Source organism: Cryobacterium sp. TMT4-31 (assembly GCF_004403385.1).
Lineage (GTDB): Bacteria > Actinomycetota > Actinomycetes > Actinomycetales > Microbacteriaceae > Cryobacterium > Cryobacterium zongtaii.
The window spans coordinates 11630-37499 of the sequence record NZ_SOGI01000019.1; the positions used below are offsets into that span (position 1 = coordinate 11630).

The 25870-nt window shown below is 69.1% G+C and carries 27 protein-coding genes and 3 tRNA genes; 15 read left to right on the top strand and 15 right to left on the bottom strand.

The window, feature by feature from the left end; translation table 11 throughout:
* Positions 1-14: 14 nt before the first annotated feature.
* Entirely contained in the window at positions 15-1631 is a 1617-nt protein-coding gene (gene pgm, locus E3T19_RS04560; RefSeq protein WP_088454911.1) for a phosphoglucomutase (alpha-D-glucose-1,6-bisphosphate-dependent), read from the bottom strand.
* Positions 1632-1667: 36 nt separating this feature from the next.
* On the opposite strand from pgm, the gene pheA reads away from it, so the two are divergent.
* A complete protein-coding gene (gene pheA, locus E3T19_RS04565) occupies positions 1668-2612 on the top strand; it encodes a prephenate dehydratase (RefSeq protein WP_088454912.1) in 945 nt (314 codons plus the stop codon).
* On the top strand, positions 2609-3145 hold the full coding sequence (locus tag E3T19_RS04570) for a hypothetical protein (RefSeq protein ID WP_103478750.1): 537 nt from the start codon (positions 2609-2611) through the stop codon (positions 3143-3145). The genes pheA and E3T19_RS04570 overlap by 4 nt, the downstream gene beginning before the upstream one ends.
* 4 nt (positions 3146-3149) lie before the next feature.
* Here E3T19_RS04570 and E3T19_RS04575 read toward each other — a convergent pair whose 3' ends face one another.
* Positions 3150-4193, bottom strand: a complete 1044-nt coding sequence (locus tag E3T19_RS04575) for a diacylglycerol kinase family protein (RefSeq protein ID WP_174776337.1) — start codon at positions 4191-4193, stop codon at positions 3150-3152.
* Between the two features lie 49 nt (positions 4194-4242).
* Between E3T19_RS04575 and serS the strand changes: the two genes are divergently transcribed.
* The 5 genes from serS (at position 4243) to E3T19_RS04600 (ending at position 8057) form a co-directional block, all read left to right on the top strand.
* Positions 4243-5508, top strand: a complete 1266-nt coding sequence (gene serS / locus E3T19_RS04580) for a serine--tRNA ligase (protein ID WP_088454914.1) — start codon at positions 4243-4245, stop codon at positions 5506-5508.
* Positions 5505-6317, top strand: coding sequence for an HAD family hydrolase (locus tag E3T19_RS04585; protein WP_134408220.1), 813 nt, complete (start codon positions 5505-5507; stop codon positions 6315-6317). The genes serS and E3T19_RS04585 overlap by 4 nt, the downstream gene beginning before the upstream one ends.
* A gap of 152 nt (positions 6318-6469) precedes the next feature.
* A tRNA-Ser gene (locus tag E3T19_RS04590) sits at positions 6470-6554 on the top strand.
* 42 nt (positions 6555-6596) lie between these two features.
* Positions 6597-7874: an LCP family protein gene (locus tag E3T19_RS04595; RefSeq protein ID WP_241980016.1), complete on the top strand. Its 1278-nt coding sequence runs from the start codon at positions 6597-6599 to the stop codon at positions 7872-7874.
* Positions 7875-7966: 92 nt separating this feature from the next.
* A tRNA-Ser gene (locus E3T19_RS04600) sits at positions 7967-8057 on the top strand.
* Positions 8058-8110: 53 nt separating this feature from the next.
* On the opposite strand, the gene E3T19_RS04605 is transcribed toward E3T19_RS04600, so the two are convergent.
* Positions 8111-9100 carry a DUF389 domain-containing protein gene (locus tag E3T19_RS04605; protein ID WP_134408221.1) on the bottom strand — a complete coding sequence of 330 codons (990 nt, stop codon included), beginning with the start codon at positions 9098-9100 and terminating at the stop codon, positions 8111-8113.
* A 53-nt stretch (positions 9101-9153) separates the two neighbouring features.
* Between E3T19_RS04605 and E3T19_RS04610 the strand changes: the two genes are divergently transcribed.
* Positions 9154-9675: a metallophosphoesterase family protein gene (locus tag E3T19_RS04610; RefSeq protein WP_134408222.1), complete on the top strand. Its 522-nt coding sequence runs from the start codon at positions 9154-9156 to the stop codon at positions 9673-9675.
* On the opposite strand, the gene E3T19_RS04615 is transcribed toward E3T19_RS04610, so the two are convergent.
* The 3 genes from E3T19_RS04615 to E3T19_RS04625 form a co-directional block, all read right to left on the bottom strand.
* On the bottom strand, positions 9662-11428 hold the full coding sequence (locus E3T19_RS04615; RefSeq protein WP_088454919.1) for a bifunctional diguanylate cyclase/phosphodiesterase: 1767 nt from the start codon (positions 11426-11428) through the stop codon (positions 9662-9664). The two genes, E3T19_RS04610 and E3T19_RS04615, sit on opposite strands and share 14 nt — an antisense overlap.
* Before the next feature lie 87 nt (positions 11429-11515).
* Positions 11516-12013, bottom strand: a complete 498-nt coding sequence (locus tag E3T19_RS04620) for an FBP domain-containing protein (RefSeq protein WP_088454920.1) — start codon at positions 12011-12013, stop codon at positions 11516-11518.
* A 122-nt stretch (positions 12014-12135) separates the two neighbouring features.
* Positions 12136-12990 (bottom strand): SDR family oxidoreductase, encoded by an 855-nt coding sequence (locus E3T19_RS04625; protein WP_103478751.1) that lies wholly within the window; start codon positions 12988-12990, stop codon positions 12136-12138.
* Positions 12991-13206: 216 nt separating this feature from the next.
* Between E3T19_RS04625 and E3T19_RS04630 the strand changes: the two genes are divergently transcribed.
* Complete coding sequence (locus E3T19_RS04630) at positions 13207-13545, top strand: helix-turn-helix domain-containing protein (protein ID WP_103462032.1); 339 nt, start codon at positions 13207-13209, stop codon at positions 13543-13545.
* Positions 13546-13565: 20 nt separating this feature from the next.
* Here the strand turns inward: E3T19_RS04630 and E3T19_RS04635 are convergent, their stop codons facing one another.
* The 3 genes from E3T19_RS04635 to E3T19_RS04645 are packed head-to-tail and all read right to left on the bottom strand — an operon-like array spanning position 13566 to position 17173.
* Positions 13566-15155 carry a carboxylesterase/lipase family protein gene (locus tag E3T19_RS04635; RefSeq protein WP_103478753.1) on the bottom strand — a complete coding sequence of 530 codons (1590 nt, stop codon included), beginning with the start codon at positions 15153-15155 and terminating at the stop codon, positions 13566-13568.
* 57 nt (positions 15156-15212) lie between these two features.
* On the bottom strand, positions 15213-15941 hold the full coding sequence (locus E3T19_RS04640) for a flavodoxin family protein (RefSeq protein ID WP_088454924.1): 729 nt from the start codon (positions 15939-15941) through the stop codon (positions 15213-15215).
* Positions 15942-15973: 32 nt separating this feature from the next.
* Positions 15974-17173, bottom strand: coding sequence for an MFS transporter (locus tag E3T19_RS04645; protein ID WP_134408224.1), 1200 nt, complete (start codon positions 17171-17173; stop codon positions 15974-15976).
* Between the two features lie 234 nt (positions 17174-17407).
* Between E3T19_RS04645 and E3T19_RS04650 the strand changes: the two genes are divergently transcribed.
* From E3T19_RS04650 to glsA, 5 genes are all read left to right on the top strand, one after another.
* The gene (locus E3T19_RS04650; RefSeq protein WP_088454926.1) at positions 17408-17995 is read left to right on the top strand and encodes a nucleoside deaminase; all 588 of its coding nucleotides are present in this window, start codon (positions 17408-17410) and stop codon (positions 17993-17995) included.
* A gap of 4 nt (positions 17996-17999) precedes the next feature.
* Positions 18000-19385: an MFS transporter gene (locus E3T19_RS04655; protein ID WP_241980018.1), complete on the top strand. Its 1386-nt coding sequence runs from the start codon at positions 18000-18002 to the stop codon at positions 19383-19385.
* 2 nt (positions 19386-19387) lie between these two features.
* Entirely contained in the window at positions 19388-19795 is a 408-nt protein-coding gene (locus tag E3T19_RS04660; protein WP_103478756.1) for an MmcQ/YjbR family DNA-binding protein, read from the top strand.
* A 52-nt stretch (positions 19796-19847) separates the two neighbouring features.
* A tRNA-Arg gene (locus tag E3T19_RS04665) sits at positions 19848-19920 on the top strand.
* A 65-nt stretch (positions 19921-19985) separates the two neighbouring features.
* Positions 19986-20912 carry a glutaminase A gene (glsA, locus tag E3T19_RS04670; RefSeq protein WP_088454929.1) on the top strand — a complete coding sequence of 309 codons (927 nt, stop codon included), beginning with the start codon at positions 19986-19988 and terminating at the stop codon, positions 20910-20912.
* A gap of 17 nt (positions 20913-20929) precedes the next feature.
* Here the strand turns inward: glsA and E3T19_RS04675 are convergent, their stop codons facing one another.
* The 3 genes from E3T19_RS04675 to E3T19_RS04685 all read right to left on the bottom strand — a co-directional run bounded on the left by E3T19_RS04675 (position 20930) and on the right by E3T19_RS04685 (position 22521).
* Positions 20930-21550, bottom strand: a complete 621-nt coding sequence (locus E3T19_RS04675) for an NUDIX hydrolase (RefSeq protein ID WP_240632333.1) — start codon at positions 21548-21550, stop codon at positions 20930-20932.
* A gap of 93 nt (positions 21551-21643) precedes the next feature.
* Positions 21644-21829 (bottom strand): DUF1918 domain-containing protein, encoded by a 186-nt coding sequence (locus E3T19_RS04680; protein WP_088454930.1) that lies wholly within the window; start codon positions 21827-21829, stop codon positions 21644-21646.
* A 245-nt stretch (positions 21830-22074) separates the two neighbouring features.
* A complete protein-coding gene (locus E3T19_RS04685) occupies positions 22075-22521 on the bottom strand; it encodes a MarR family winged helix-turn-helix transcriptional regulator (RefSeq protein WP_088454931.1) in 447 nt (148 codons plus the stop codon).
* 129 nt (positions 22522-22650) lie between these two features.
* Between E3T19_RS04685 and E3T19_RS04690 the strand changes: the two genes are divergently transcribed.
* Entirely contained in the window at positions 22651-23592 is a 942-nt protein-coding gene (locus tag E3T19_RS04690) for a diacylglycerol kinase family protein (protein ID WP_088454932.1), read from the top strand.
* 11 nt (positions 23593-23603) lie between these two features.
* Here E3T19_RS04690 and E3T19_RS04695 read toward each other — a convergent pair whose 3' ends face one another.
* From E3T19_RS04695 to E3T19_RS04705, 3 genes are read right to left on the bottom strand one after another with little or no spacing between them, the layout of a single operon-like run.
* Positions 23604-24338, bottom strand: a complete 735-nt coding sequence (locus E3T19_RS04695; RefSeq protein ID WP_166788793.1) for an ABC transporter permease — start codon at positions 24336-24338, stop codon at positions 23604-23606.
* Positions 24339-24354: 16 nt separating this feature from the next.
* Positions 24355-25110 carry a hypothetical protein gene (locus E3T19_RS04700; protein WP_134408226.1) on the bottom strand — a complete coding sequence of 252 codons (756 nt, stop codon included), beginning with the start codon at positions 25108-25110 and terminating at the stop codon, positions 24355-24357.
* A gap of 44 nt (positions 25111-25154) precedes the next feature.
* Positions 25155-25862 (bottom strand): ABC transporter ATP-binding protein, encoded by a 708-nt coding sequence (locus E3T19_RS04705; protein ID WP_134408227.1) that lies wholly within the window; start codon positions 25860-25862, stop codon positions 25155-25157.
* Positions 25863-25870 lie beyond the last annotated feature (8 nt).

The window sequence follows — 25870 nt, forward strand, 5'->3', positions numbered from 1 at the left end:
CCACCGAGCGCGGGCTAGCTGATCGCGGCGTCGACGATGGCCTTGGCCTCGATCTGCACCAGCTTGAGGTGCTCCGGGCCCTTGAACGACTCGGCGTAGATCTTGTAGACGTCTTCGGTGCCGCTGGGGCGGGCGGCGAACCAGGCGTATTCGGTGAAGACCTTCACTCCGCCGATGGCCGCGCCGTTTCCCGGGGCGTTGCTGAGCGCGCCGATGATTTTGTCGCCGGCGAGCTCGGTGGCGGTGATTGCTGCGCCGTCGAGCTTGCCGAGGGCGGTCTTCTGCGCCGGCGTCGCGACGGCGTCGATGCGCTCGTAGGCCGGGGCGCCGAAGTGCTCGGCCAGTTCGGCGTACCGCACGCTGGGCGACTTGCCGGTCACGGCGACGATCTCCGCAGCGAGCAGGGCCAGCAGGATGCCGTCCTTGTCGGTGGTCCAGACCGTGCCGTCGAAGCGCACGAAGCTCGCGCCGGCGCTCTCCTCGCCGCCGAAGGCGACCGAGCCGTCGATCAGGCCGGGCACGAACCACTTGAAGCCCACCGGGACCTCCCACAGCTCACGGCCGAGGAAACCGGCGACGCGGTCGATCATGGTGGAGGAGACCAGGGTCTTGCCGATCGCGGCATCCGCCCGCCAGCCGTCGCGGTGGCTGTAGAGGTATTCGATGGCCACGGCCAGGAAGTGGTTGGGGTTCATCAGGCCGGCGTCCGGCGTGACGATGCCGTGCCGGTCGGCGTCGGCGTCGTTGCCGGTGAGGATGTCGAAGTCGTCCTTGTGCGCCAGCACCGACGCCATCGCCGAGGGGCTGGACGGGTCCATCCGGATCTTGCCGTCCCAGTCCAGGGTCATGAACGCCCAGGTCGGGTCGACCAGCGGGTTGACCACGGTGAGGTTGAGCTCGTAGCGGTCGCGGATGGCGCCCCAGTAGCCGACGCTCGCGCCGCCCAGCGGGTCGGCGCCGATACGGATGCCGCTCTTCTTGATGGCCGCCATGTCGATGATGTTCTCGAGGTCGTCGACGTACTGGCCGCGGAAGTCGTAGGTCTCCACGGCGCTGGGCTCGGCCATGAGCACGGCGCGCATCTCGTCGGCGATGATCTCGTTGGCGCGATTGGCGATCCAGGAGGTGGCGTCGCTGTCGGCCGGTCCGCCGTGCGGCGGGTTGTACTTGAAGCCGCCGTCCATGGGCGGGTTGTGGCTCGGGGTGACGACGATGCCGTCGGCCTGGTCGTCGTGTCCGGCCCGGTTGTAGGCGAGGATCGCGTGCGACAGTGCCGGGGTGGGCACGAAGTCGTCGAACTCGTCGACCAGCACCCGCACGCCGTTGCCCACCAGCACCTCGAGGGCCGTGGTGGTGGCCGGGGCGCTGAGGGCGTGGGTGTCGGCGCCGATGAACAGCGGGCCGGTGATGCCCTGGGCGGCGCGGTACTCCACGATCGCCTGCGTTGTGGCGAGGATGTGGTTCTCGTTGAACGCGGTGTTCAGCGAACTGCCGCGGTGCCCGGAAGTGCCGAAGACAACCCGCTGGGCGGGCACCGACACATCCGGCTTGAGGTCGTAATACGCCCTGATGAGGGCCTCAACGTCGATCAGATCGGATTTCTGGGCCGGGGTGCCTGCGCGTGCGTTCATAGTGCCCAGTCTTGCACTCCAACTAGGCTGTGAGCCATGCCAGAGACTCCCGATGTGCACTACAGCTTCCTGGGGCCGGCGGGAACCTTCACCGAGGCCGCCCTCGCCCAGGTTCCCCAGGCCAGGGGCTTGCCGTGGCGCGCGGTCAACAACGTGGGGGAGGCCTTCGCCGACGTCGTGAGCGGGCGCAGCGTCGCCGCCATGATCGCCATCGAGAATTCGGTCGACGGCGGGGTGAGCGCCACCCAGGACGCCCTGGCCAGCGTGCCGAACCTGCGGATCATCGGCGAATACCTGGTACCGGTCAACTTTGTGCTCGTCGCCAGGCCCGGAACCGCCCTCGAGGACGTCAAGATCGTCAACGCGCATCCGGTGGCCTACGCGCAGTGCCGCAGCTGGCTCGAAACGACACTGCCCAGGCACGGGCACATCCCCTCGTCGAGCAATGTCTCCGCCGCCGCCGCCCTGTTCGAGCCGGGACCAGCGGATGCCGCCGTCGCGCCGCCCGGTATCGAAAAGCACCATGACCTGGTGGTGCTCGCCCGCAACATCGGTGACAACCCCAACGCCGTCACCCGGTTCGTGCTCGTCGGACGCACCACCGTGATCCCGGAGCCGACCGGCGCCGACAAGACCAGCGTGATCGTGGAGCTCCCGGAGGACCGGGCCGGCGCCCTGCTGGAGATGCTCGAGCAGTTCGCCACCCGCGGCGTCAACCTCAGCCTGATCCAGTCCCGGCCGATCGGTGACTCCCTCGGCCGGTACCGGTTCGTCATTGACGCCGACGGGCACATCCTCGACGAACGGGTGGCGGACGCCCTGCTGGGGTTGCGCCGGTTCAGCCCCAAGGTGATCTTCCTCGGTTCGTATCCGCGAGCCGACAAAGCGGCCAATGTGTTCACCGACCGGTACGACGACGGTGTTTTCATCGAAGCCAGGGACTGGCTGCGCGGTCTGGTCTCGGGGGAGCCGACAGCGTGACCGAGCCTGGGGGGCCCGAACGGCCGGCGTTCGACCCGCGGCACGACGCCAGGTTTCAACGCGGCTACCAGCCCGGTGATCCACCCCGGCCCGCCGCTCGCCCCGGGCTGATCGGCGCGTCGCCGGCGAAACCTGCCGCCGCGGTCGGCGGAGCCGCGGCGCCGTTCGAGGACCTCGTCGTCGGCACCGACGGTGCATTCGACGATCTCGACGCCCTGGCCTTCGACGGCGACACCTTCCAGGACGAGCTGGAGCCCTCGAGGTGGAACCCGTACATCGCGCTGCTCTGGGTGGTGGCCCTCGCGCTTCCGGCGGGTGGCATGGTGTTGCAGTGGCAGGCCGTGAGCGGAATGTTCGGGAACAATTCGTATACGGGAAACGGGGAACCGCCGGTCGCGTTCGTCCTCCAACAGTTCAGCTACCTGGTCGCGCCACCCCTGATCTCGAGCGGGATCGTGATTCTCGGTGGCCTGCTGTTCTGGCACGCCTGGGGCTGGCGGGCTCGCCGGCGCCGAAGCGCCCAGGGCCTCTGACGGCTCACCGGACTCCCGCGGATCCGTCCGTCGGCATCGGCCAGCCGGCCGGTACCCGCACCAGCAGGGCACCGGCATCCGCCCGGAGGAACACGCTTGTCACCAGCCCGAATTCGTCGCCGTCCAGCTCGAATTGCTGCGGGTGGTCCGGCACGATCCGGATGTCGGTGCCGACCAGCGTCGTCATCGCACGTTCGCTGTCGGTATCGGTGAGCTCGATGATCCGCCGGCCCACGGCGGAGCGCCGCAGCACCCCGTTCTGCCAGGTCACCCGTCGCCAGATCATGAGCCAGCCGAGCACACCCTTGGGCTGCAACACGGCGATGTCCAGGACGCCGTCGTCGAGGAGGGCGTCGGGCAGGAACTGGATGTTTCCGGGCAGCACCCCGCAGTTGGCGATCAGGATGGTGCTCACCAGCGCCTGGTGCTCGCTGCGGGTGCCCAGGCTGTAGCGGATGCGGAACGGTTCGGCCTTGGGGATGGCGCGCATCCCCGCATCCACATAGGCCAGCCAACCCACCTGCTTCTTCAGGTCCGGGCGCGTCTCGGCGATCATCTGGGCGTCGAGGCCGAGCCCGGCCATCACCAGGAAGACCTGGTCGTTGATGCTGTTGTCGGCGTAGGTGACCGAGGCCACGCCGAGGTCGATGGCCTTGTCGGCCCCGCCGAAGGCGATGCTGATGGCGTCGTCGAGGCTGTTCAGGGGCAGCTGCAGATTGCGGGCCAGCAGGTTGCCGGTGCCCACCGGCAGGATGCCCAGGCTCACCTCCGACCCACGCAGCGCTTCGGCCACCGCCCGCACGGTGCCGTCGCCACCCGCAGCGAGCACCATGGTCACACCCTGGCGCAGCGCCTGCCGGGTGACCCGCTGGCCGGGGTCGGCCACGGAGGTCGCCAACCAGAGCGGTTCGGCCCAGCCCGCCGCGGCGGCCGCGGTGTTCACGCCGAGGCGAAGCCTGTCGACATCCGTCTTCACGGGGTTGTAGACCACCGCGGCACGGCGCAAACTCGAGGGGATGTCGCTGGGTCCGGAACTGGAGGCTGGCACCCGCTCAGGCTAGCAAGGGGGCAACGGCTGGCGCTTGTAGACTGACCGAGTGATTGATCCGGTGCTGCTACGCGAAAATCCCGACCTCGTCAAGCGATCGCAGGAGGCGCGGGGCGACTCTGTCGAGGCCGTCGACGCCGCGCTCGCCGCGGACGCCGACCGGCGATCCTCGATCACCACCTTCGAGGCGCTGCGTGCCTCGCAGAACGCCTTCGGCAAGACCGTGGCACAGGCGCCGCCCGCCGAGAAGAAGGCCCTGGTCGCCCAGGCGCAGAGCCTGGCCGCGGAGGTCAAGGCGGCCGGAGTGACCGCCGCGGAGGCCGAGGCGCGTTTCACGAGCGTGATGCGCACCATCGCCAACCCGATCATCGACGGCGTGCCCGCCGGCGGCGAAGACAACTTCGCCACCCTGCGCACCCACGGCGAGATCCCCACCTTCGACTTCGAGGCCCGCGACCACCTCGAACTGGGCGAGATGCTCGGCGCCATCGACATGGCCCGCGGCGCCAAGGTCTCCGGTGCCCGGTTCTACTTCCTGCGTGGCATCGGCGCCCGGCTCGAGATCGCGTTGATGAACATGGCGTTGGACCATGCTCTCGCGGCCGATTTCATCCCGATGATCACGCCCACCCTGGTGCGCCCGGAGATCATGGACGGCACCGGGTTCCTCGGCGAGCACGCCGACGAGATCTACCACCTGCCCGCCGACGATCTCTACCTCACCGGCACCAGCGAGGTTGCCCTCGCGGGCTACCACAGCGACGAGATCCTCGACCTGTCCGACGGTCCGCTGCGCTACGCCGGCTGGTCCACCTGCTACCGCCGCGAGGCCGGGTCGGGCGGCAAGGACACCCGCGGCATCATCCGAGTGCACCAGTTCAACAAGCTCGAGATGTTCACCTACGTGCTGCCCGAAAATGCCGAGGCCGAGCACAACCGCCTCGTCGCCCTGCAGGAGGGCATGCTGCAGGCCCTCGGCCTGAGCTACCGGGTGATCGACGTCGCCGCAGGCGACCTGGGTTCCAGCGCCGCCCGTAAGTACGACATCGAGGCCTGGGTGCCCACCCAGGGTGCCTACCGGGAGCTCACCAGCACCAGCAACTGCACGACCTTCCAGGCCCGGCGCCTCGACATCCGTTACCGCACCGAGTCGGGCAAGACCGCCCCGGTCGCCACCCTCAACGGCACCCTCGCCACGACCCGGTGGATCGTCGCCATCCTGGAAACGCACCAGCAGGCCGACGGTTCGGTTCTCGTGCCGGAAGCACTGCGCCCCTACCTCGGCGGGCTCGACGTCCTCACACCCATCCGATGAGCCCCACCACCGACGCGCCCTGGCTGGTTGCCCTCGACATCGACGGCACCACCCTGCACGAGGACGGCACCATCAGCGACGCCGTGATCCGCCAGGTGCGCCGGGTGCACCAGGCGGGCCACGAGATCATGCTGGCAACCGGCAGAAGCGCCGCCGCCACCCTCCCGGTGCTCGAGCGTCTCGGGATCACGCCGCAATTCGTGGTCTGCTCCAACGGCGCCATCACGCTGCACCGAGACGCGGATGCCCCGACCGGGTACCGCCGCGAATGGGTCGAAACCTTCGACCCCAGCGACGTGCTGCTCTCCATCCGCTCGCACCTCACGGATGCCCGGTACGCGGTGGAGGACGAGCACGGCTTCTACCGGTACACGGAGGTGTTCCCCGACGCCACGATCGGCATCGACAGTGAGCACGTCGCCTTCGACGAGCTGCTGCGCCACGACGCCACCCGCGTCGTCGTCGTCTCGCCGGACCACGACATGGAGGACTTCCTCGCGGTGGTCGAGCAGATGGGTCTGAACCGGGTGAGCTACGCGATCGGCTGGACCGCCTGGCTCGATATCGCCCCCGACGGTGTGAACAAGGCCACCGCCATGGAGCGGGTGCGTGCCGAGTGCGGCATCCCACGCAGCCGGGTGATGGCCGTCGGCGACGGGCGCAACGACATCGACATGCTGCTCTGGGCCGGCGCGGAGGGCCGCGGTGTGGCCATGGGCCAGTCCCCGGACGACGTCCTCGAGGCCGCCAGCGAGCTCACCGTGAGCGTGCAGGACGATGGCCTGGCCGTGGTCCTCAGCAGCCTCTAGCACTCCAGTACACACGGTAATTCGCGGGGGTCGGCCGCCGTGCAGGGCGTTGCCAGTTTCGCGTGTCAGGCTACTTATTCCGTGATCGGCTAAGATCGGGCGAAGTTCGATGTTGGATCCGGCCCGTCACGGGGCGGTCCCGCGTTGAATCGGGAGGGCTGTCCGAGCGGCCGATGGAGCCAGTCTTGAAAACTGGTGGGCAGAAATGTCTCGTGGGTTCGAATCCCACGCCCTCCGCGCCGCGAGGCGCTGCACCTGCATAACGACGAAAGGATCTGCGTGAGCGACCAATTGCGCCCCCGCTCGAAACGATCGAAGCAGACCAGCCCGATCGCCCGGCACGGCAGGCTCAAGCGGTCCAACGCATTCGCCAACATCGCCAAGGTGCTCGCCGCCGCCCTCGCCGTGGTCATGGTCAGCGGTGTCTCGGTCGCGGCCCTCGCCACCCTCAACGTGGCCACCAGCGTCAAGGAACCCATCCGCCTGGACAGCGAGACCGCTGGTCCGATCCCGCAGATCAGCTCCATCGACGGCGGGGCCAACCTGCTCCTCGTCGGCAGCGACAGCCGTGTCGGCCAGGGCGGCGGCTACGGCGATCCCGAAGAAGAGACCGCGGTCCTCAACGACGTCACCATGCTGCTGCACATCGCCGAAGACCACAGCAGTGCCACCGTGGTCAGCTTCCCCAGGGACACCTACGTGCCCATCCCGGAGTGCACCGGCCCCGACGGGGAAACCTACTCGGCCATGAGCAGCCAGAAGATCAATAGCACCCTCAGCTACGGCGGGCTCAACTGCACGGTGTCGACGGTCGAGGAACTCACCGGCCTGCCGATCCAGTACGCCGCCGTCGTACAGTTCAACGGCGTGGCGGCCATGTCAGAGGCCGTCGGCGGGGTGCCCGTCTGTATCGCGGAGCCCATCGTCGACGAACACACCGACCTGGACCTCGCGGCCGGCGAGCACGAGCTCAAGGGCCTGGAGGCACTGCAGTTCCTGCGCACCCGTTACGGCGTCGGCGACGGCAGCGACCTCGGTCGTATCAGCAACCAGCAGGTTTTCCTGTCCTCGCTCGTGCGCACCCTCAAGAGCGCCGAGACGCTGAGCGACCCGATCAAGCTGTACTCGATCGCCAAGGCCGCCGTGGACAATATGGAGCTGTCGACCTCGCTGCAGAGCATGGACACGATGGTCTCCATCGCGATGGCGCTGAAGGACATTCCGCTGGAGAAGGTCGTGTTCGTGCAGTACCCGGTCTACAACGTCGACGGGGGCGTCGAACCCGACGAGTCCGCCGCCGACGATCTGATGGCGTCCATCCTCGCCGACGCCTCGCCGACCCTGGCACCCGGTGAAGCCGACTTCCGCTCCGTGGCAGACCCTGCCGCCGCCGCGACCGAAGCGCCCGTTGAGCCGGTTGACCCTGCCGTGCCCGCGCCGACCGATCCCGCCGCGACCGATCCGGCCACCACCGAAGAGGCGCTGCCGAGCAATGTTTACGGGCAGGACGCGTCCCAGTACACCTGCTCGGCCGGGCGCACTCTGGCCGACCAGTAGCACCGTCGGCACCCGCCCGTGGGGATGGTGTTCAAACTGACGTCGTGGTGCGGTTAGTATGGTGGATGTGTGTTTGCGCAAGCAGGCATCCGGGAGACGTCGCATAGCCCGGCTTAGTGCACCACCCTGCTAAGGTGGAGTGCCCTTCACAGGGCACCGAGGGTTCAAATCCCTCCGTCTCCGCTCTTTGAAAAGCCCGCCAGACCCCCGGTCAGGCGGGCTTTTCTGCGTTCCGCTCAGGGAACTGTCGAGAGCTTCACGATGGTGGCCGGGGTCAGATCGACGGTCACCCTCTCGGGATGGATCCCCGCCGCCGCGAGGGCGGCCTGCAGCGCGGCGGTGTCGGGCACCGGCGGTGCGCCCACCACCCGCAGGGTCACCTCGGCGCCTCGGGTGGAGACGCCGGTGACCGTCCAACCGACGCCTGCGGCCCACTTCTCGCCCACGGTCTGCACGGTACCCTCCACGTTGCTGCGGGCCGTGACCTCGACGCTGGTGAGAGTGAGGGGGATGCCGATCAGCAGCAGCATCACGGCGAGCACGGCCACCGGGCGCAGCAGGCCGGGCGCCCCGGTGTCGCCGGGTGCTTTCCGGCGAGTGAGCCGGCTCACCCCGTAGACCGACATCACCACGATGCCGGTGCCGAGGATGGCGACGACGTTGGTGACGAAGAGCAGCAGCGCCCCCAGGAACTGGGGGACGGAGCCCGACTCGAGGACCAGGCCGGCCACGGTCAGCGGCGGGACCAGGGAAATGGCTATCGCGACGCCGGGCAGCGTATCGGAGATGTCCCGGCGCACCAGCGCCACCGAGCCGACGACGCCGGTGCCGAGGGCGGCCAGCAGATCGATCAGACGGGGATTCACCCTGGCCGAGACCTGGGCATTCGTGCTGGCGAGCACGTCGGTCTGCACGAGGAGGCCGACCGCGAAGCCGATCACCACGGCCGCGGCGGCGCCGCCCAGCACCAACACCAGGGAGCGGATGAGGTTCGTCCTGTCGCCGAGCACCGTCGCGAGCATCGTGCCGAGGATGGGCTTCATCAGCGGAGCGACGATCATCGCGCCGATCACCGTGGCGGTGGAATCGCCCACGATGCCCGCCGAGGCGATGATCGATGCGAGCACCAGCAGCATCCAGAATCTGGAGTACCGCGCGCTGGACGCCGGCCCGTCGAAGAAGACGGAGTCGCGCATGCTCTCGGTGGTGTTGAATCGGTCGGCCACGCTGCGAACCTAGCCCTCGTGCGAACCCGACGGTAGGCGGGGCAGAATGGGGCATGGTCACCAGACTTCTGCTGATCTCCGATACGCACGTTCCCCAGCGAGCCCGGCGGCTGCCCGAGCAGGTCTGGCGGGCTGTCGACGAGGCCGACCTCGTGCTGCACGCCGGGGACTGGGTCGACCTCAGCCTGTACGAGGAGCTGACCCGCCGGGCACCGGCGCTGTTGGGCGTGTTCGGCAACAACGACGGCGCCGACCTGCGCCGTGTGCTGCCGGAGATCGCCCGGGACACCATCGAGGGCGTCCGCTTTGCGATGATCCACGAAACCGGTGCCGCCACAGGGCGCCAGAAGCGCATGGACGAGGCCTTTCCGGACACCGATGTGCTCGTCTTCGGGCACAGCCACATCCCCTGGGACAGCGTGTCGCCCCGGGGTCTGCGGCTGCTGAACCCGGGGTCGCCGACTGACCGCCGGCAGCAACCGGCACACACCTACCTGACGGCTGTTGCCGACAACGGGCAGCTCACCGACGTCACCCTCGTGCCGGTTCTGCCGGACGAGGTCAGGCGCGGGTAACGGGCTGGACGAGGAACCTGGCCACGAACTCGTCGGCGGCCACGGGCCGCGAATACAGGTAGCCCTGCGCGAGCAGGCAACCGCGCTCCCGCAGCCACTCAGCTTGCGTCTCGGTTTCGACACCCTCGGCGATCACCTGCAGTCCGAGGGTCGCCGCCAGTTTTATCGTCAGTTCCGCGACGGGGGATTCCCGTTCGGTCTCGATCACGGCCACGAAGGACTGGTCGATCTTGATCACGTCGAGTTCGATCTCGGTGAGCCTGGACAGGCTGGAGTGGCCGGTGCCGAAATCGTCCATCGAAATGATCACTCCGGCGCCGCGCAGCACCCGGATGTTGTCGCGAACGGCCGCGGCATCGCTGCCGAAGTGGGTCTCGGTCACCTCGATGTGCACCAGGGCGGCCGGCAGACCCACATTGGCGCACTCGGTGAGAACAAACTCTCCGTAGCCGGCCGAGGTCAGTTCGCGCGCCGAGGCGTTGATCGCCACGCTCACCGGGTCGTCCTCCCCACGCAGCCGGCGCCAGCGTGCTGCCTCCGCGACCGACTCGCGGACGACCCACTCCCCGAGGACCACGATGGACCCGCTCGCCTCGCAGAGCGGGATGAACTCGGCGGGGGGCACCAGCCCCCTGGTGGGGTGTTGCCAACGCACCAGGGCCTCTGCGCCGATTGCGGCGCCGGTGGCCAGGTCGACCACGGCCTGGAAGCGCAGAAAGAATTCGCCGTTCCGCAGGCCGTCCAGCACGGCTGCCGGGGAGGCGTAGTAGCCGCCGTGGATGATCATCTTGCCGTGGCCTCCCACGCGCTGGGCCTCGAAGAGCGCCTTGCCGGCCCGGCCGAAGAGCTCGCTCTCGGACTCGCTGCCCTCCCTGGCTGAGATGCCGGCTGAGAACTTGGCCACCTGGACTTGCACCCGCACCATCAGGTCGCAGGCGTCGCCGGCGGTGAACCCGGGCAGCAGGATCGCAAACGCATCGCCCTCCACGCGGCCCATGGTCGCCGCACTCGGGAGAGCCTTGACCACATCGGCGACGAACTTCATGATGGCCAGGTCGCCGCCCTCCCGGCCACGTCGCCTGTTCACCAGGGCGAATTCGTTGATATCCAGTCGCACCAGGGAGAGCGGCTCGGTGGGAGCGGCGTCCCGCATGGCGGCGCTGAGCACCTGTTCGAATCCGGCGAAATTGTGGATGCCGGTGAGCTCATCTGTCTCCGCGAGGAGGGCGCTGCGGGCGAACCAGGTGAGCCCCAGGCCGGTCGCCAGCATGAGGAGCGACGACATGGCGACATCCGCCGGGTCGGCGCCAGGTTGCACCGCAAGCACGATGAGCGACAGGGGGATGAAGACCGCCGGATAAATCAGGGATTGCGCGGCGGGGAGCACCGCGAATGCGACCAACGCCAGCATGCTGGGGGTCCAGGCGAAGGTGAGGGTGACCGGCTCGGCGCCGGTGGCCGCCTGGCAGAGCAGGTCCATGACGCCTATCCAGCACAAGGCGAGATGGCGCAGCGGCACCCGCATCCTGGTGCGGAACCCGGCGGAGAGCGCTCCCGTGACGATGAGGACTGCTCCGACGCACAGGAGCACGAGCATCGGTTCATCGTTCTGCACCCACTTGTACCAGGCGTACAGGAGCAGGGGCAGGCCGAAGCCGGCCTGAGCCACGCCGAGCAGGAGGCCCGCCGACTCGTTGGCGTTGAAGAGCCCGGGGCGGTAGCCCGCGGCCAGACGTTGCGCAGAGCGCGCCATTCACCCACCCCCTGCCCCACAGTTGTCGGCGTCATCGCCGGGTTGTGTACAATCTACCCCGCCGCCCCCCGAAGACGTGACACGCGACTACTCCGCCGGTTTGAGGACCTCGTTCGTGAACCCCTCGAGACGGGCCAGCAACCCGGCACCCCTGGAGGTGATCATCTCGGCGGGGTTGGGTTGCATCTGCGACGGTGGCGGCAGGATGCGGATGAGCGTGGAGCAGGCCAGGTCGGAGCAGATGTAGGTTCCGACGGTGTTGCCGTCCCGACCGGCCTGGCCGGCCTTGGGCACGCTGAACAGGCTCACCTGGTGCGCCGGCTGCTGCGTGCGGCACAGCGAACAGAACGCAGACATCGACCGACCGGGCCCCCGCGCTGCGGCCCGCAGCATCATGCCCAATGGAGCATCGCCCCGCCAGAACACAATGTAGCCGCGGTGTGCGGCCTGCGGGTCACGCCAACCCAGGTACTCACGTTCGTCCCAGATGGTTTCGTGCAGCCCGGGGAGCGGCATCCGGGCGATCTCGTCGGTGGTGGCGTTCACGATGGAATCCCGGATCTCGGTAGCAGAAAGCGGTTTCATGATCTCCCTCCGATAATCCGTACAGCGTAGTCGAGGCCTCCGGCGGGCTCAATGGTTCCGCCCCCGGCGCAGGGTGCGCCGGGGACGGAGGCTCAGAGCGGCGGCAACACCGCCGCAGGGGGTTACGCGACCGCGCGCAGACCGTCCAGCAACGGAGTGGTGGGGTGGCCGATCAGGGTGGCCAGGTCGCTCGACCCGCCGGCCAGCAGGCCGTCGCGGGTGTTGCCGTCCAGGGCCACCACAAAGCCGACGGTGCCGCCGTCCAGGCCGGCGCCGGTGAGGATGGCCGTGTGCTCCTCTGGGGAGACCGGGGTGAAGACGACAGGGCGGCCGACGACCTCGGTGAGGGCGGCAGCCATGTCGGTGCCGGTCCAGGCGATGTCTCCGGCGAGCTCATAGACGGCGTTCTCGTGGCCGGGGGTGGTGAGCACCACGGCTGCGGCTTCGGCGTAGTCGCTGCGCGAGGCGCTGGCCACCCGGCCCGCACCGGTGCTGGTGAGGTAGACGCCCGTCTCCCGGGCCTGCTGCACGGCGGCCGCGTAGTTCTCGGTGTACCAACCGTTGCGGAGGATCGTGAACGGAACGCCGGATGCCAGCAGGGCCTCCTCGGTGGCCTTGTGCTCGGGGGCGAGGATCAGGGCCGAGGTGTCGGCCTTCGGGGCGCTCGTGTACACGATGCGGCCCACTCCGGCGGCGACCGCGGCGGTGATGGCGTTGCTGTGCTGCGCGACACGCTGCCCCACCTCGCTGCCGGAGACGAGCATCAACACGTCGGCGCCGGTGAACGCGGCGGCCAGGCTGGCCGGCTCGGCGTAGTCGATGACCGCCGTGGCCACGCCCATCCCGGCCAGGTCGGCCAGACGCGCTGTGTTCCGGCCGACGGCGGTGATCTCGGCCGGGGTGACGCCGCGGTTGATGAGGTGCTCGACGATGAGGTGCCCGAGCTGGCCGGTGGCTCCGGTGACGACGATAGACATTGGATGTTCCCTTCGCGACCCGCAAGATGCGTGCCTTCTGGTCGGTGCAACCCGCCGGCCCGCCCAATACTTCCCAACCGCAGGTACCCACCTTTAGGTAAGCTGGTTTCTATGACCGCTGCACTATCCACCCCGGCCGCCCCGTCCACCGCCGACGCAGTCGTGCGGGAGCGCCTTGCCCAGCTGGTCGGCGATCCGGCACCGGCCGGGGCCGGGATGCCGGCGGCGAACGTTTTCGCGGCCGGCTGCGCCAGCCGGGTGGTGCTGGACCACGTCACCAGCAAGTGGGGCGTGCTTGTGATCGTGGCGCTCACCGAGACCAGCCTGCGCTGGGGCGAACTGCGCCGTGGTATCGAGGGCATCAGCGAGAAGATGCTCGCGCAGACCCTGCGCACCCTCGAGGCCGACGGTCTCGTGCACCGCGACGCGCAGCCCACCATCCCGCCCCGGGTGGACTACAGCCTCACCGACCGTGGCCACGAGCTCGCCGCTCATCTCCTGCCGCTGGTGCGCTGGGTGGGCGTGAACGCCGGCGACATCGTGGGCGGTCGCTGAGCCGGCGGGGTCGGCGGCGGCTACAGGTTGGGCAGGAACTGCAGCCAGGCCATCCGGCGCTCGCCGCGGGGGTCGGATTCCACCCGGTCCTCCTCGTCGAAAATGAGGGTCAGGCGATCGCCCTCGGTGTAGACCGGCCAGCCCGGCCCGGTGAGGCCGGTGGCCGCAAAATGCAGCCAGTGCTCGCGCATCCGGTCGCCGGTGCGCAGAAAACTCGCCCGGCCGCCCAGGGCCGTGAGTTTGCGCAGCTGACTGTCGGTGGCCGACGTGGAGAGGGCGAGCAGTTCGAGTCCGTGCGTGGCGTCGAAGCCGAGGAGGCGTAACAGCCGGGGAGCCAGGTCGAAGCGGTAGAGGTAAACCGGTGCCGACCGGGAGTGCAGCTCGGCAACCTGCACGCTGGGAAACCAGAACGCATAGTCGCCGCTGAAGTCCACTTCGGCGCGCAGGGCAGGCAGGGCGGAATACACCGCCCGCATGTCCTGATGGGAGCCGGGCGGGGCCTCGTCGAAGAGCGACTGGATGCGCTGGATCGACCGCGGCAAGATGTCGATCCGGCCGCGGAACATCGAGCCCTCCCTGTCGTTGGTGCCGATGATCAGCGGCACCGGATGAGCGTGCCCCTGGCGGAAAGCGTCGAGGGGGCGTTCGGGCAAAAAACTCCCGTCGACGACGGGGGCCATGCAGAAGGTGCCCGGGTCGACATCCGGGGTGCGTCGTTGCAGCACGAGGGCGGCACGGACCAGGGCGGGCCACGTGGCGGTGTCCAGCAATTCGGCGGCGGGCCGCCGGCCGCCGGCCAGCTCCGGCGCGCGGCCCTGCCGCAGCACCTCGATGAACTCGGAGGCCCAGCGGCCGGCCAACGCGGGGGAGTACGCCGCGTTCGACGGCGGGCTCTGGGCGATCGCCCTGGCGAACAGTCCACGGGCTGCGGGCGTCGCGAGCAGCGTCACCACGGCATTGCCGCCGGCAGACTCGCCGATCACGGTGACGTTGTGCGGGTCGCCGCCGAACGACCGGATGTTGTCCCGCACCCATTCCAGGGCGGCCACCTGGTCCCGCAGCCCGAGATTGCTCTCAAAGGGACGGTTGGGGGTGCTGAACCGACTGAAGTCGAGGTAGCCGAGGGCGCCCAGCCGGTAGTTGAGGGCGACGTAGACGGTGCGGCCGCTCCGCACGATGGTCTGGCTGCGTTCCGTGAAGTCTTGTGAGGAACCGGAGGCGTAGCCGCCGCCGTGGATGAAGACCATCACCGGCAGATCGGCCTCGTCCGGCCGGTCGGCGGGCCGCTGCACGTTCAGGCTGAGACAGTCCTCGCCCATGCGGGTGCGGCGGCTGACGCCCTTGAACTGGGTGCCCCGGTCTTGCGGGGCGACGGGGCCGTAGCTGCCGGCGTCGCGGACGCCCGCCCACGGGATCACCCGCTGGGGTGCGCGGAACCGCAGCGGCCCGACCGGCGGGGCCGCGTAGGGGATTCCGCGCCAGGTCTGCACCCCCGCGACGGGGAGGCTGCCCCGAACCAGGCCGCCGGCGACGAGAACCTCCAGGGGCCAGGGCCGGAATGCGGACGGTGACTGGTGCGCCGGGGCGTTGTCCGGCAGAGGGCGGAGCATCGTGTGTCCCTCCTGCCCCGGTTCGCGTGCTCGGGGCCTGTCGTGCCCTAGCGGTACTTACGAATTCGGTTCGAACCCGAAGCGTTCGCCGGCGTCCCACTCCTGTCGCAGGTTGCCGTAAGCGGGGATGCCGCGGTTGGCCTTGAGAATCGCGGCCAGGTGCATCAGGTTCCAGGTCATGAACGTGGTGTTGCGGTTGGTGAACTCGTTGTCAGGGCCGCCGGAGCCCGCATCCAGGTAGCTCGGCCCTGGACCGATCTCGCCGATCCAGCCGGCATCCGCTGCGGGCGGGATCGTGTAGCCGATGTGCTGCAGGCTGTACAGGATGTTGGACGAGCAGTGCTTCACGCCGTCCTCGTTGCCGGTGATGATGGCGCCACCCACCTTGCCGTAGTAGATGTACTGGCCCTTGTCGTTGTACTCGGACGACATCGCGTAAAGCCGTTCGATGACCCGTTTGGTGACCGAGCTGTTGTCGCCGAGCCAGATGGGCCCGCCGAGCACGAGGATGTCGGCGGCCGCGACCTTGTCGAATAGGGCCGGCCAGGCATCCGTCGCCCAGCCGTGCTCGGTCATGTCGGGGTAGACGCCGGTGGCGATGTCGTGATCGATGGCGCGGATGACCTCGACGTGCACACCCTGCTCGCGCATGAGGTGTGCGCTGAGGGAAATGATGCCCTGGGTGTTGCTGATCTCCGGGCTGCGCTTGAGGGTGCAGTTGATGAACAGGGCGCGCAGTCCCTGATATTCGAACGAGGCCTGCGTGTTTCTGAGCGTGTGCACCATGGGGGCAGTCAAGCACCTGGCCCGCGCATCGTCTAGCCCGGTCTCTGCGCGGAAGTGCGGGCCGGGCGCGGCGCGAACCGCCGGGCCAGGAACAGCACCGGGATGAGCAGCGCCATCGGCAGCAGGAACGCCTGGGCGAGCCCGGTGGAGTCGGCGAGGAGACCCACCAGCACGGCGCCGAGCACCGCCCCGGCGTAGTTGAACAGGTTGACCCTGGCGATCACCTCGTCGCTGCGGGCCTCGTGCAGCTCGCCCGCCGCGCTGAATGCCAGCGGCACCAGGGCACCGACCCCGAAACCGGCCAGGGCGAAGCCGGCCACGGCGGCCCAGGTGACGGGCACCGTCGCCACGACCAGGCAGCCGAGGATCGCCAGCACCGTGGTGCAGGCGGCCAACGCGACCCGGCCGAACCGGCGCACCAGCACGTCGGCGCCGATGCGGGTGACCAGGATGGCGGCCTGGTAGGCGGCGTAGCCGAGCGGAGCGATCGCGGCGCCGGTGAGAAGCACATCGTGCAGGTACACCGTGCTCCAAGTGCTCACGGCGGAGTCCACCACGAAGGCGGCCAGCACCACGGTGCCGAACAACACGATGCCGCGGCGAGGCAGCTTGCCGTGCGGGGCCGCATTCGGGGCCGGTGGAAGCTTGGTACGCCGCGGGTCGAAGCCGCGCAGACCCACGACGGCGACGGCGAGGGCGACGACGGCGCCCGCAACCAGGGCGATGCCGGCGTTGGCCGCGGTGCCGGCAACGGCCGACATCAGCAGGGCGCCGGCGATGGCGGCGCCGGTGTACCAGGCGAAGAATCCGGCCATCACGGAGACGCCGATGCGCTGCTGCACCAGCACGCCCTGCATGGCGCCGGCGGCATCGACGATGCCCAGGCCCGCGCCGTAGATCGCGAACGCGGCGATGAACGCGGGCAGCCCCACCGGGGAGGCGATCAGCGGCAGGGCCACGGCCTCGAGGAGCAGTCCCACCACCAGGGCCACCCTGCTGCCCCAGCGCACCGCGAGTCGATCGGCCAGCAGCGAACCGCCGGCCGCTGTGAGGCAGACCAGCAGAACGATGAGCGACACCACGGTGTCGTCGATGCCGTACCGGGTCTTCAGGTTGGGCAGCGAGGTGACGACCACCGCGTAGCCGAAGCCCTGCGCGGCGTAGCTGGCGCTCACCGCCACCCGGGAACGACGGATGCCGACCACGGGGCGGATGGTGGTCGGTGCGCTCATGCGGTCGGCTCCAGATCGTCGGTGGTCGGGCCGCACGAGGACGATGGCGCATCGGTGCACAGGGCGGTGCCCGGAGGTTATCAGGGTGCAGCCGTGTTCGGCGGTTGCAGTGCAGATGTCGGTGGAAACAACGCCGAGAGCGGGGCTCGGCGGCATAACCTGCCGGAAACATCCGCCTCGTACGCTGTGGGGTCTCGGCTTCGCGCGGTGCGGCGCCTCTGACGGAAGGTCCCTATGGAAACCACATTCACCCTGGCACTGCCGTCATGGTTGACCGAGCTCATGCCCGGACTCCCGCAGACGCTGCCGACCCTGGACGAGCGGATGGCCCTGGTGAATTCGCTCGCCGCACGGAACTACCGGGAGGGCAACGGCGGACCGTTTGCCGCCATCGTCGTCGATGCCGGTACGGGCGAGCTCGTGTCGGTCGGGGTGAACGTGGTGCTGTCCACCGGCGTGGCCGGAGCTCATGCCGAGGTCATGGCCCTCGGGCTGGCGCAACGTGCGACAGGCTCTTGGGACCTTGGCGCCGATCCGGCCCGTCCCCTGGAACTCGTGGTCAACTGGCGCCCCTGCGTGATGTGTTACGGCGCAACGATGTGGTCGGGGGTGCGCCGACTGGTCGTGGCCGGCTCCGGCGCCGAGCTGGAAACTCTGACCGGCTTCGATGAGGGCCCGATGCGTGAGGACTGGGCGGAGCAATTCGAGGCCCGGGGCATCACCGTGGTGCAGGACATCGGCCGCGACGAGGCGCTACGGGTGTTCCGGGAGTACGGCGCGGCGGATGTGCTGGTGTACAACGCGCGCGGTGGTGTTGACTGATCGGGTGACCTCCAGCCAACGGCGCATTCTGATTGTGGCCATCCTGTCGTCATTCGTGGCGTTCCTGGACGGCTCGATCATCAACGTCGCTCTGCCGGCCATCTCCAGGGAACTCGGCGGCGGCCTGCCGCTGCAACAGTGGGTGGTCGACGGTTACCTGCTCAGCCTGGGCGCGCTGATCCTGGTGGCCGGGTCGCTCTCCGACACCTTCGGCCGGGTGCGGGTGCTGCGCGCGGGCCTGATCTGGTTCGGGATCACCTCCCTGGCCTGCGGATTGGCGCCCACCGGAGTCCTCCTCGTCATCGCCCGACTGCTTCAGGGGGTGGCGGCGGCGCTGCTGGTTCCCAGTTCGCTGGCCCTGATCACCTCCACCTTCCGCGGTGTCGCGCAGGGCAAGGCCATCGGCGCCTGGACCGGCTGGACCGGGGTCGCCGGCATCGCCGGCCCGTTGCTCGGCGGCATCCTGGTGGATGCGGTGAGTTGGCGGCTGGTCTTCTTCATCAACGTCATTCCGATCGCCGTCACGATGTTCCTGCTGCGCCGCGTTCAGGAACCGACCCGGCCTGCCGTAGGCGCCCGCGTCGACGTGCTCGGCGCCTGCCTGGCCGTGGTGGGGTTGGGCGGGCCGGTCTTCGCCCTGATCGAACAGGGCCGGTTCGGCTGGGGCAGCCCCGTCGTCTACCTCCCGATGGCCATCGGCCTGATCGCGTTCGCGGCCTTCCTCTGGTGGGAGGCGCGGGCCCCGCAGCCGATGATGCCGCTGGGCCTCTTCAGGGTGCGCAACTTCGCCGTGGGCAACATCGCCACCGTCGGGATCTACGCCGCGCTCAACCTGGGCTTCTTCCTCTTCGCCCTCTACCTCCAGGAGGTCGGCGGTTTCTCCGCCACCCTCGCGGGGCTCGCCGGCATCCCGGCCACCGTGATGATGCTGCTCTTCGCCACTCTCTTCGGCACCTTGGCCGGTAAATACGGGCCGCGGCTGTTCATGACGATCGGCCCGTTCGTGGCCGGTGCCGGCTTCCTGCTGGTGACCACGGCGGTACCGCCGGTCAACTTCGCCCTGCAGGTGCTGCCGGGAATCGTGCTGGTGGGACTCGGCCTGGCGATCACGGTGGCGCCGCTCACCTCGGCCGTGCTCGGCTCCATCCACTCCGGCCAGGCGGGCATCGGTTCGGCGATCAACAACGCCGTGGCCCGTGTCGCCGGCCTCGTCGCGATCGCCCTGACCGGCACCATCGTCGGGTCTGCGCTGGATGTCGCCGGCTTCCAGCGCGCGATGGTGCTGGTGGCCGCGTTGATGTTCGCGGGCGGCATCGTTTCCTGGCTGGGTATCCGCACGGCCGTGCCCACAACGGATGCGCCGGTCGCGGCTGTCGGGGAGCCCGGGTAGCCATGGAGCATCCGCTGCTCTTCGACGAACCGGATGCCGCGTTGGAGCGCCTGCGCGCCCTGTGCCTGGCCTTCCCCGAGGCCGTCGAGGTGCTCGCCTGGGGGCGGCCCACCTTCCGTGCCGGCAAGAAGATCTTCGTCACCGTCGGTGCGAGCATGGACCGGCCGCACAGCATGGTCTTCAAGCCCGACCCCGAGGAGCGGCGGGCCCTCGTGCAGGATGCGCGCTTCTTCATCCCGCCCTATTTCGGCCCGGCCGGCTGGCTCGCCATCGACTTCGATTCACCCCGGACCGACTGGGTGGAGTTGGCGGAACTGGTGGAGACCTCGTATCGACAGGTCGCCCTGAAGCGCCAACTGGCGCAATTGGACCGCTGGAGGGCCCCAGGCGCACCAGAGGGCTCAAAATAACTGTTATAGTTTCTAAGTTGTCTTCGAGGGTTTCGGTCCCGAATTCATCACTGCGCCCGTAGCTCAACGGATAGAGCATCTGACTACGGATCAGAAGGTTGGGGGTTCGAATCCCTTCGGGCGCACAGATTGAAAGCGGTTCACTTCGGTGGGCCGCTTTCGTCGTTTCCGGCCGTGACAGGATGGGTTGATGAGCCGCTCCTCGGACCCTCGCACGTACGACCTCGATTCGCTCCGTGACCGGGTGGTCTCCGAAGCCGGGGGAGCGGTCGATGACAGCATCCCTCAGTTGGCCGACGCCGACCCGGGGTTGTGCGGAATCGCGCTCGTGCTGCCGGACGGCACCGTGCGGAGCAGTGCACAGGCCGACGTGCTCTTCAGTGTGCAGTCGGCCGTGAAGCCCTTCCTCTTCGCCCTGGCCCTGCTGGACACCCACGGCGAAGCGTTTGATCGCATCGGCATCGAACCGACCGGTGAGGCCTTCGACGCCATCAAGCTCGAAAGCGGCACCGGCCGCCCACCGAATCCCATGGTCAACGCCGGAGCACTGCTCACCGCCGCCCTCGTCGACGGTGACGACGTCGCCGCCCGGAACGACCGCATCCTGCGGGGCCTGTCGGCTTTCGCCGGGCGCCCGCTCGAGGTGGACGAGGGCATCGCCCGCACCGAACACCTACTCGGCGACCGCAACCACGCTCTGGCGCACCTGATGCGGTCGGAGGGCACCCTGCGGGTCAGCGCCGACGACGCCGTGGAAGTGTACGCCAGGGCCTGCGCCGTGCTCGTCGACGCCCGGGCCCTCGCGGTGATGGGCGCGACCTTGGCCTGCCGGGGCGTGAACCCCGTTACCGGGGAGCGGGTGGTGCCGGCCGGGATCGCCCGCGACGTCGTGTCGGTGATGGCCACCTGCGGGGTCTACGACGGGTCGGGCCGGTGGATGCAGAGCGTCGGGATTCCGGCGAAGTCGAGCGTCTCCGGCGCCATCGTGCTGGCAGCACCCGGCCGGCTCGGCGCCGCCGTGGTCAGCCCGCCGCTGGACGCGCAGGGCACCAGTGTGCGCGGGCGTCTCGTGAGCGATCGGCTCAGCGTCGACCTCGGCCTCCACGCCTTCGGCTGACCGCCCCCGGTCGGGGCTTAGTGCGTCGCCCGCTCCTGGTTGCCGAGCTCGGCGAGCACACCGGCCAGGCGGAGCGCGAACTGCGGGGGAACGTTCTGCGGCAGCGCATCCACCGGCCACCACGCGACATCGTCGCTTTCATCGCTCGCCACCGGGGCGGCCTCCGGTCTGGCGATCGCCGCAAAGCCCACGTCCCAGTGCGTACGGCAGCTGAAGCCGTCACCCAGGTTGTGCCGGTCCAGATCCAGGATGCCGCCGCCGACCGGATCGAGGTCGTCGATTCCGCATTCCTCGCGGGCTTCCCTGAGGGCGGTGTCGACAACGGAGCCGTCGGCCGCCTCGACGTGACCGCCCAATTGCACCCAGAACCGGCCCTTCTTGTGAAAGCACAGCAGCACCTGCGCCAGGTCGGGGGTGAAGACGAAGCAGCTCCCGGTGACGTGTTCGGGGCCGCCGTGGCGTTCCAGCGCTGCCTCGGGCGAGCCGAGGACGAACCCGAGGTACTCGTCCCGCAGCACGGCCTGCCCGGGTGCGAGCGGCATCCAGGCCCGGAGCCGGTCGATCAGATCGTCAGCGCGCGCGGCGACGGGTCCGCCGGCCGGATCGGTGGCGGGGGAGCGGAGGTCGGGATCGGGCATACCTGAGGGTAGCCGCCGGCAACTGGTGCCCGTGCGGACAACTGCGCCCGGTACGCCGGGCGCAGTTGTCCGCTGCGGCAACGGTTACGCCGGTCAGCGGGCGTGCTCGACCACGAAGTCGGTGCCTGGGAAGACCAGGGTCTCGTGACCGTCGTCGAAGGAGACCAGGTAGGGCGGCTCGCCCTCGGGGCCGCGGACCTCGCGAATGGTGCCGTGCCGGTCAGGCGTTGAATCGGTTTTGCCGCGGATGATGATCCGGTCGTTCTCTGCTGCGCGCATAACGCACCTCCTGTCGGGCAGATTACGCTCGCGGCCTCCGCCTGCACAGGGGCGTTGGCGCTCGGCGAGATTCCCGCAGCGCCGCAGCGGGCACAAAACTGAGCTAACCTTAGTTTTGTCCAACGCGCCACCCGGATTCTCAGTCAGGCAGCGTTCGGGTCGTCTGGCCGAGATGGCAGTCCTGCAAGGGAGTGCCACGGCGAGGTGAGGGGTAGGGCCCTTACCTCGCCGCCACCCGCGGCGGCTCAGACCGGCTGGTCCGGTCCCAGCCGTAGCCGGTCGCACAGGGCGGTGAGCTGCAGGAGTTCATCGTCGCTCAGGCTGTCGCCCACCCGCGTGCTGATCGAGCCCATGTGGTCCAGCGCCACCCGCCGAAAGAGCGCGAAGCCGGCATCCGTCAGCTGCACGATGGCGCCGCGACCGTCGTCGGGGTCGGCGTGCTTGAGCACGTAGCCCCTGGACGCCAGGCGGTCCACCAGCCGGCTCACGCTGGGCTGGGTGAGCAACACATGCTTGTTCAACTCCCGCAACCGGATGCTGCGTTCGGGCTGGCGGGACAGATTGAACATCACGTCGTACTCGTTGAAGGAGATCTCGCGGGACGGGAAGTCCTCGGCCAGGCTGCGCATGATGGCGACCTGGGCGCGAAACAGCGACTCCCACGCGCCGACGGCTATTGCACGATCGACCATGTTGCCTCCTCACCGTGCCCCCGGGCATCCCGTGTTCAACAATATGGGATCGGCGCGGCGTCCCCGGCAGCCTAGCCCGGTCGATCGCGCATTGCCGTCCGTGCGGCCGGACCGTTCTATAGTGCGCGTATGGATGCCTCGCGAAGTCGAACCCCGTCCGTCGCCGTCGTCATCAATCCGAGCAAGTTCCCGGATCTTGAGGAAACGAAGGCTCGGGTTGGCGCCGCCGCGAGCCGCCTCGGCTGGGATGACCCCCTGTGGTTCGAGACGAACAGGGATGATTCGGGCGTCGCCGCGGCCCGGTCGGCACTGGCGCTTGCCCCGGACCTCGTCTGCGTCATGGGCGGCGACGGCACGGTGCGGGCGGCAGCGGGCGTGTTGCGCGGCACCTCGGTGCCGTGCGGTCTGCTCCCCAGCGGCACGGGAAACCTGCTCGCCCGCAACCTGGGCATCCCGGTCGATTCTCTCGACGACGCCCTGGAGATCGCGTTCCTGGGGCAGAACCACGCCATCGACGTGGGACTGGCTACCTTCGACGATGGCGAAGAACGGGTGTTCGTCGTCATGGGCGGAGTCGGCCTGGACGCCGACATCATGGCGCAGACCGATGATGGCCTCAAGAAGAAGGTGGGCTGGGGCGCCTATGTCGTCGCCGGTGGAGCGACGATGTTCCGCGAGGGATTCGGGGTGACCCTGTCTGTCGACGGTGAGGAGCATACGAGCCACGAGTGCCTCATGGTGTTGGCCTGCAACTGCAGCTCGGTGGTGGCCAATATCGAACTCGCCACCGGCGCGAAGGTTGACGATGAACGACTGGACCTGGTGGTGCTGCGGCCCAACGTCGTTGCCGGTTGGCTGGGCGTGGCGGTCGAGGTCGCCGCGCGGATCCGCAACGGGGCCGCATCGCTGCGCCAATGGTCGGGTCGCGACTTCGGGTTTCAGCTCGACCGCCCGGTGCTCGCCGAGATTGACGGTGACCCGGTCGGCGAGACCCGTGCCGGTCGGTTCAGTGTTGATCCTGGCGCCCTGGTCGTGCGGCTGCCCGTTCCCGCCAGGCTCGGCCGGCGCTGAGCGGCTCCGGATCAGGCATCCCGACGACCGAAGAGCACGAACGCGGGAGCCAGGAGCAGGACGACCCAGGCGACCATGACGACACCGCCGGGGAGTGGCTCAAGCAGCCCCATGCCCGGGTACCGCGAGATGAGTTGCAGCCCCGCGAGGTCGGGGGTGAACTTCAGCCAGGGGAGCAGACCGACCAGCGCCACCCCGAGCCCCAGGACCAGGGGGATTAGGACGATCACCGGAAGCAGGATGGACCTGGCGAGAACCGTAAGCGCGGCCGAGATGAGGCTGATGCAGGTCCAGTTCAGGCCGACCATGAGCAGGTTCAGCGTCATCGCCGGGGTGAGCTCCAGCTCGGCGATGCCCGCTCCCCCGGTCGATACCTGACGCACGGCGACGCCCAACCCGACGGCGACGACCGCCAGCAGGAAGGCGAGGGCGGCGACGACGATCGCCTTCGCGCCCAGGAGCCGCAGCCGGTTCGGGACGGCCAGCTGGGAACTGCGAAGCAGACCGTTCTGGTACTCGCAGCCGACGATGAGTGCAGCGAGCAGGATGACGAGCGGTTGGCCGAAGCCGGCGACCTCGAACCCGCCCGTGTCGTCGCCGGTCGCGGCCGGTGAGCGGGAGGCGGCGACATTCAGCCCCATCGCGAAAGACAGCGCCGGCGGCAGCACGAGGGCGGCGCTGATCGTCACCAGGGCGGCGGGGAGCGTGCGGATCTTCGTCAGCTCCGCGGCGATCGCTCGATACATGAGCGCTCCGCCCCGGCTACGCATCACGGCGCCGGAACACGATCCCGGCCAGTGTGAGGCTAGCGACAACCCACCCGACCAGCACGATCGCGCCGGCCGCTGCGCCAAGGTGGGTGCCGTCCGCCGGCGTGTACAGGCTGGCGCCGGCGGCCGGCGGGACGAATCGTGCGGGTGCCCACAGGGTGGTGAGAAAGTCGCCCAGGCCTACCGACAGCGGCACGATGACGACCAGCGGCAGGATCGCGTTGCGGGCCAGCACGCCGATCGCGAACGCCAGCAGGGCGAGTGCCGTCCAGGTCAGTGCGACGCCGGCGATGTTTCGCCACACGAGCGGCGGAAAGGCCAGCGGGTCCAGGCCCTGGTCGCCGAGCGCGAGGTGCCGGAGCACGGTGCCGCCACCCATCGCCGCGCTGGCGGTCACCGCGACCACGAGAGCGAGAACCGCAGTCCGGGTGGCGAAGAGTCGGAGCCGGTGCGGGTCAGCGATGAGGGAGCTGCGGAGCAGCCCGGTACGGTACTCGCTGCCGGCATACAGTGCGCCGAGCGCGATCATCAGGATGAGCCCGATGTTCATCATGTCGAACCCCTGATACTCCACGGGCAGCGGCTGAGCGGAGTACAGCTGCGGGTTGGTCGCCGAGGTTGCCCCGGCCAGGTCGCCCCCGGTTGCCGCCACCTCCGAGCGGCCCGCGAGGTAGGTCAACGAACCGGTGAGGGCGATGGTCAGCACGGGCAGCATCCACAGTGCCGTGGTTGTGGTGAATTTGACCACCTCGGTCCCGACCCGGTTCCCGGACGCCCCCAGGAGAAGGCCGTTCACGGGAGGAGACCGGGGTCGGTCAAGGCGAAGAACGCGTGTTCCAGAGAGGGCCGGCTACCGCGCACGGCGGCGACACTCCCGGTTGCAACGATGCTCCCGTCGTTGATGACCACCACGTCGTCCGCGAGATCGGCCATCTCCGTGATGAGGTGGCTGGACACCAGAACCGTGTGCCCGGCGTTGGCCTGGCCTCTCAGGAATGACCGCAGCCAACGCAGCCCGTCGGGGTCGAGGCCGTTCGTGGGCTCGTCGAGCACCAGGGTCGCCGGTGATCCGAGCAGCGCAGACGCGATCCCCAGCCGCTGCCCCATTCCGAGCGAGAACGTGCCGACCTTGTCCATTGCGTGGTGCTCAAGACCCACGATCGAGAGCACCTCCGGCACCCGGCTCGGCGCGATGCCATTGCTCGTGCACATCCACCGGAGATGGTCCCGTGCGGAGCGCCCGGCGCTGGCACCCGGGCCGTCGAACATCGCACCCACCGTCCTCATGGGGCGGTCGAGGTCGCGGTAGCGTTTTCCGTCGATCAGCGCGAGACCGGATGAGGCCCGGTCCAGACCGAGCAGGATTCTCAACGCCGAGCTCTTCCCGGCGCCGTTCGGGCCGAGGAACGCGGTGACCCGAGCGGGCCGGGCCTGGAAGCTGATGCCGTGAAGCACCTCCCGTCGACCATGCGATTTGTGGATGTGCTCGATGCTGATCATGCCTGCCT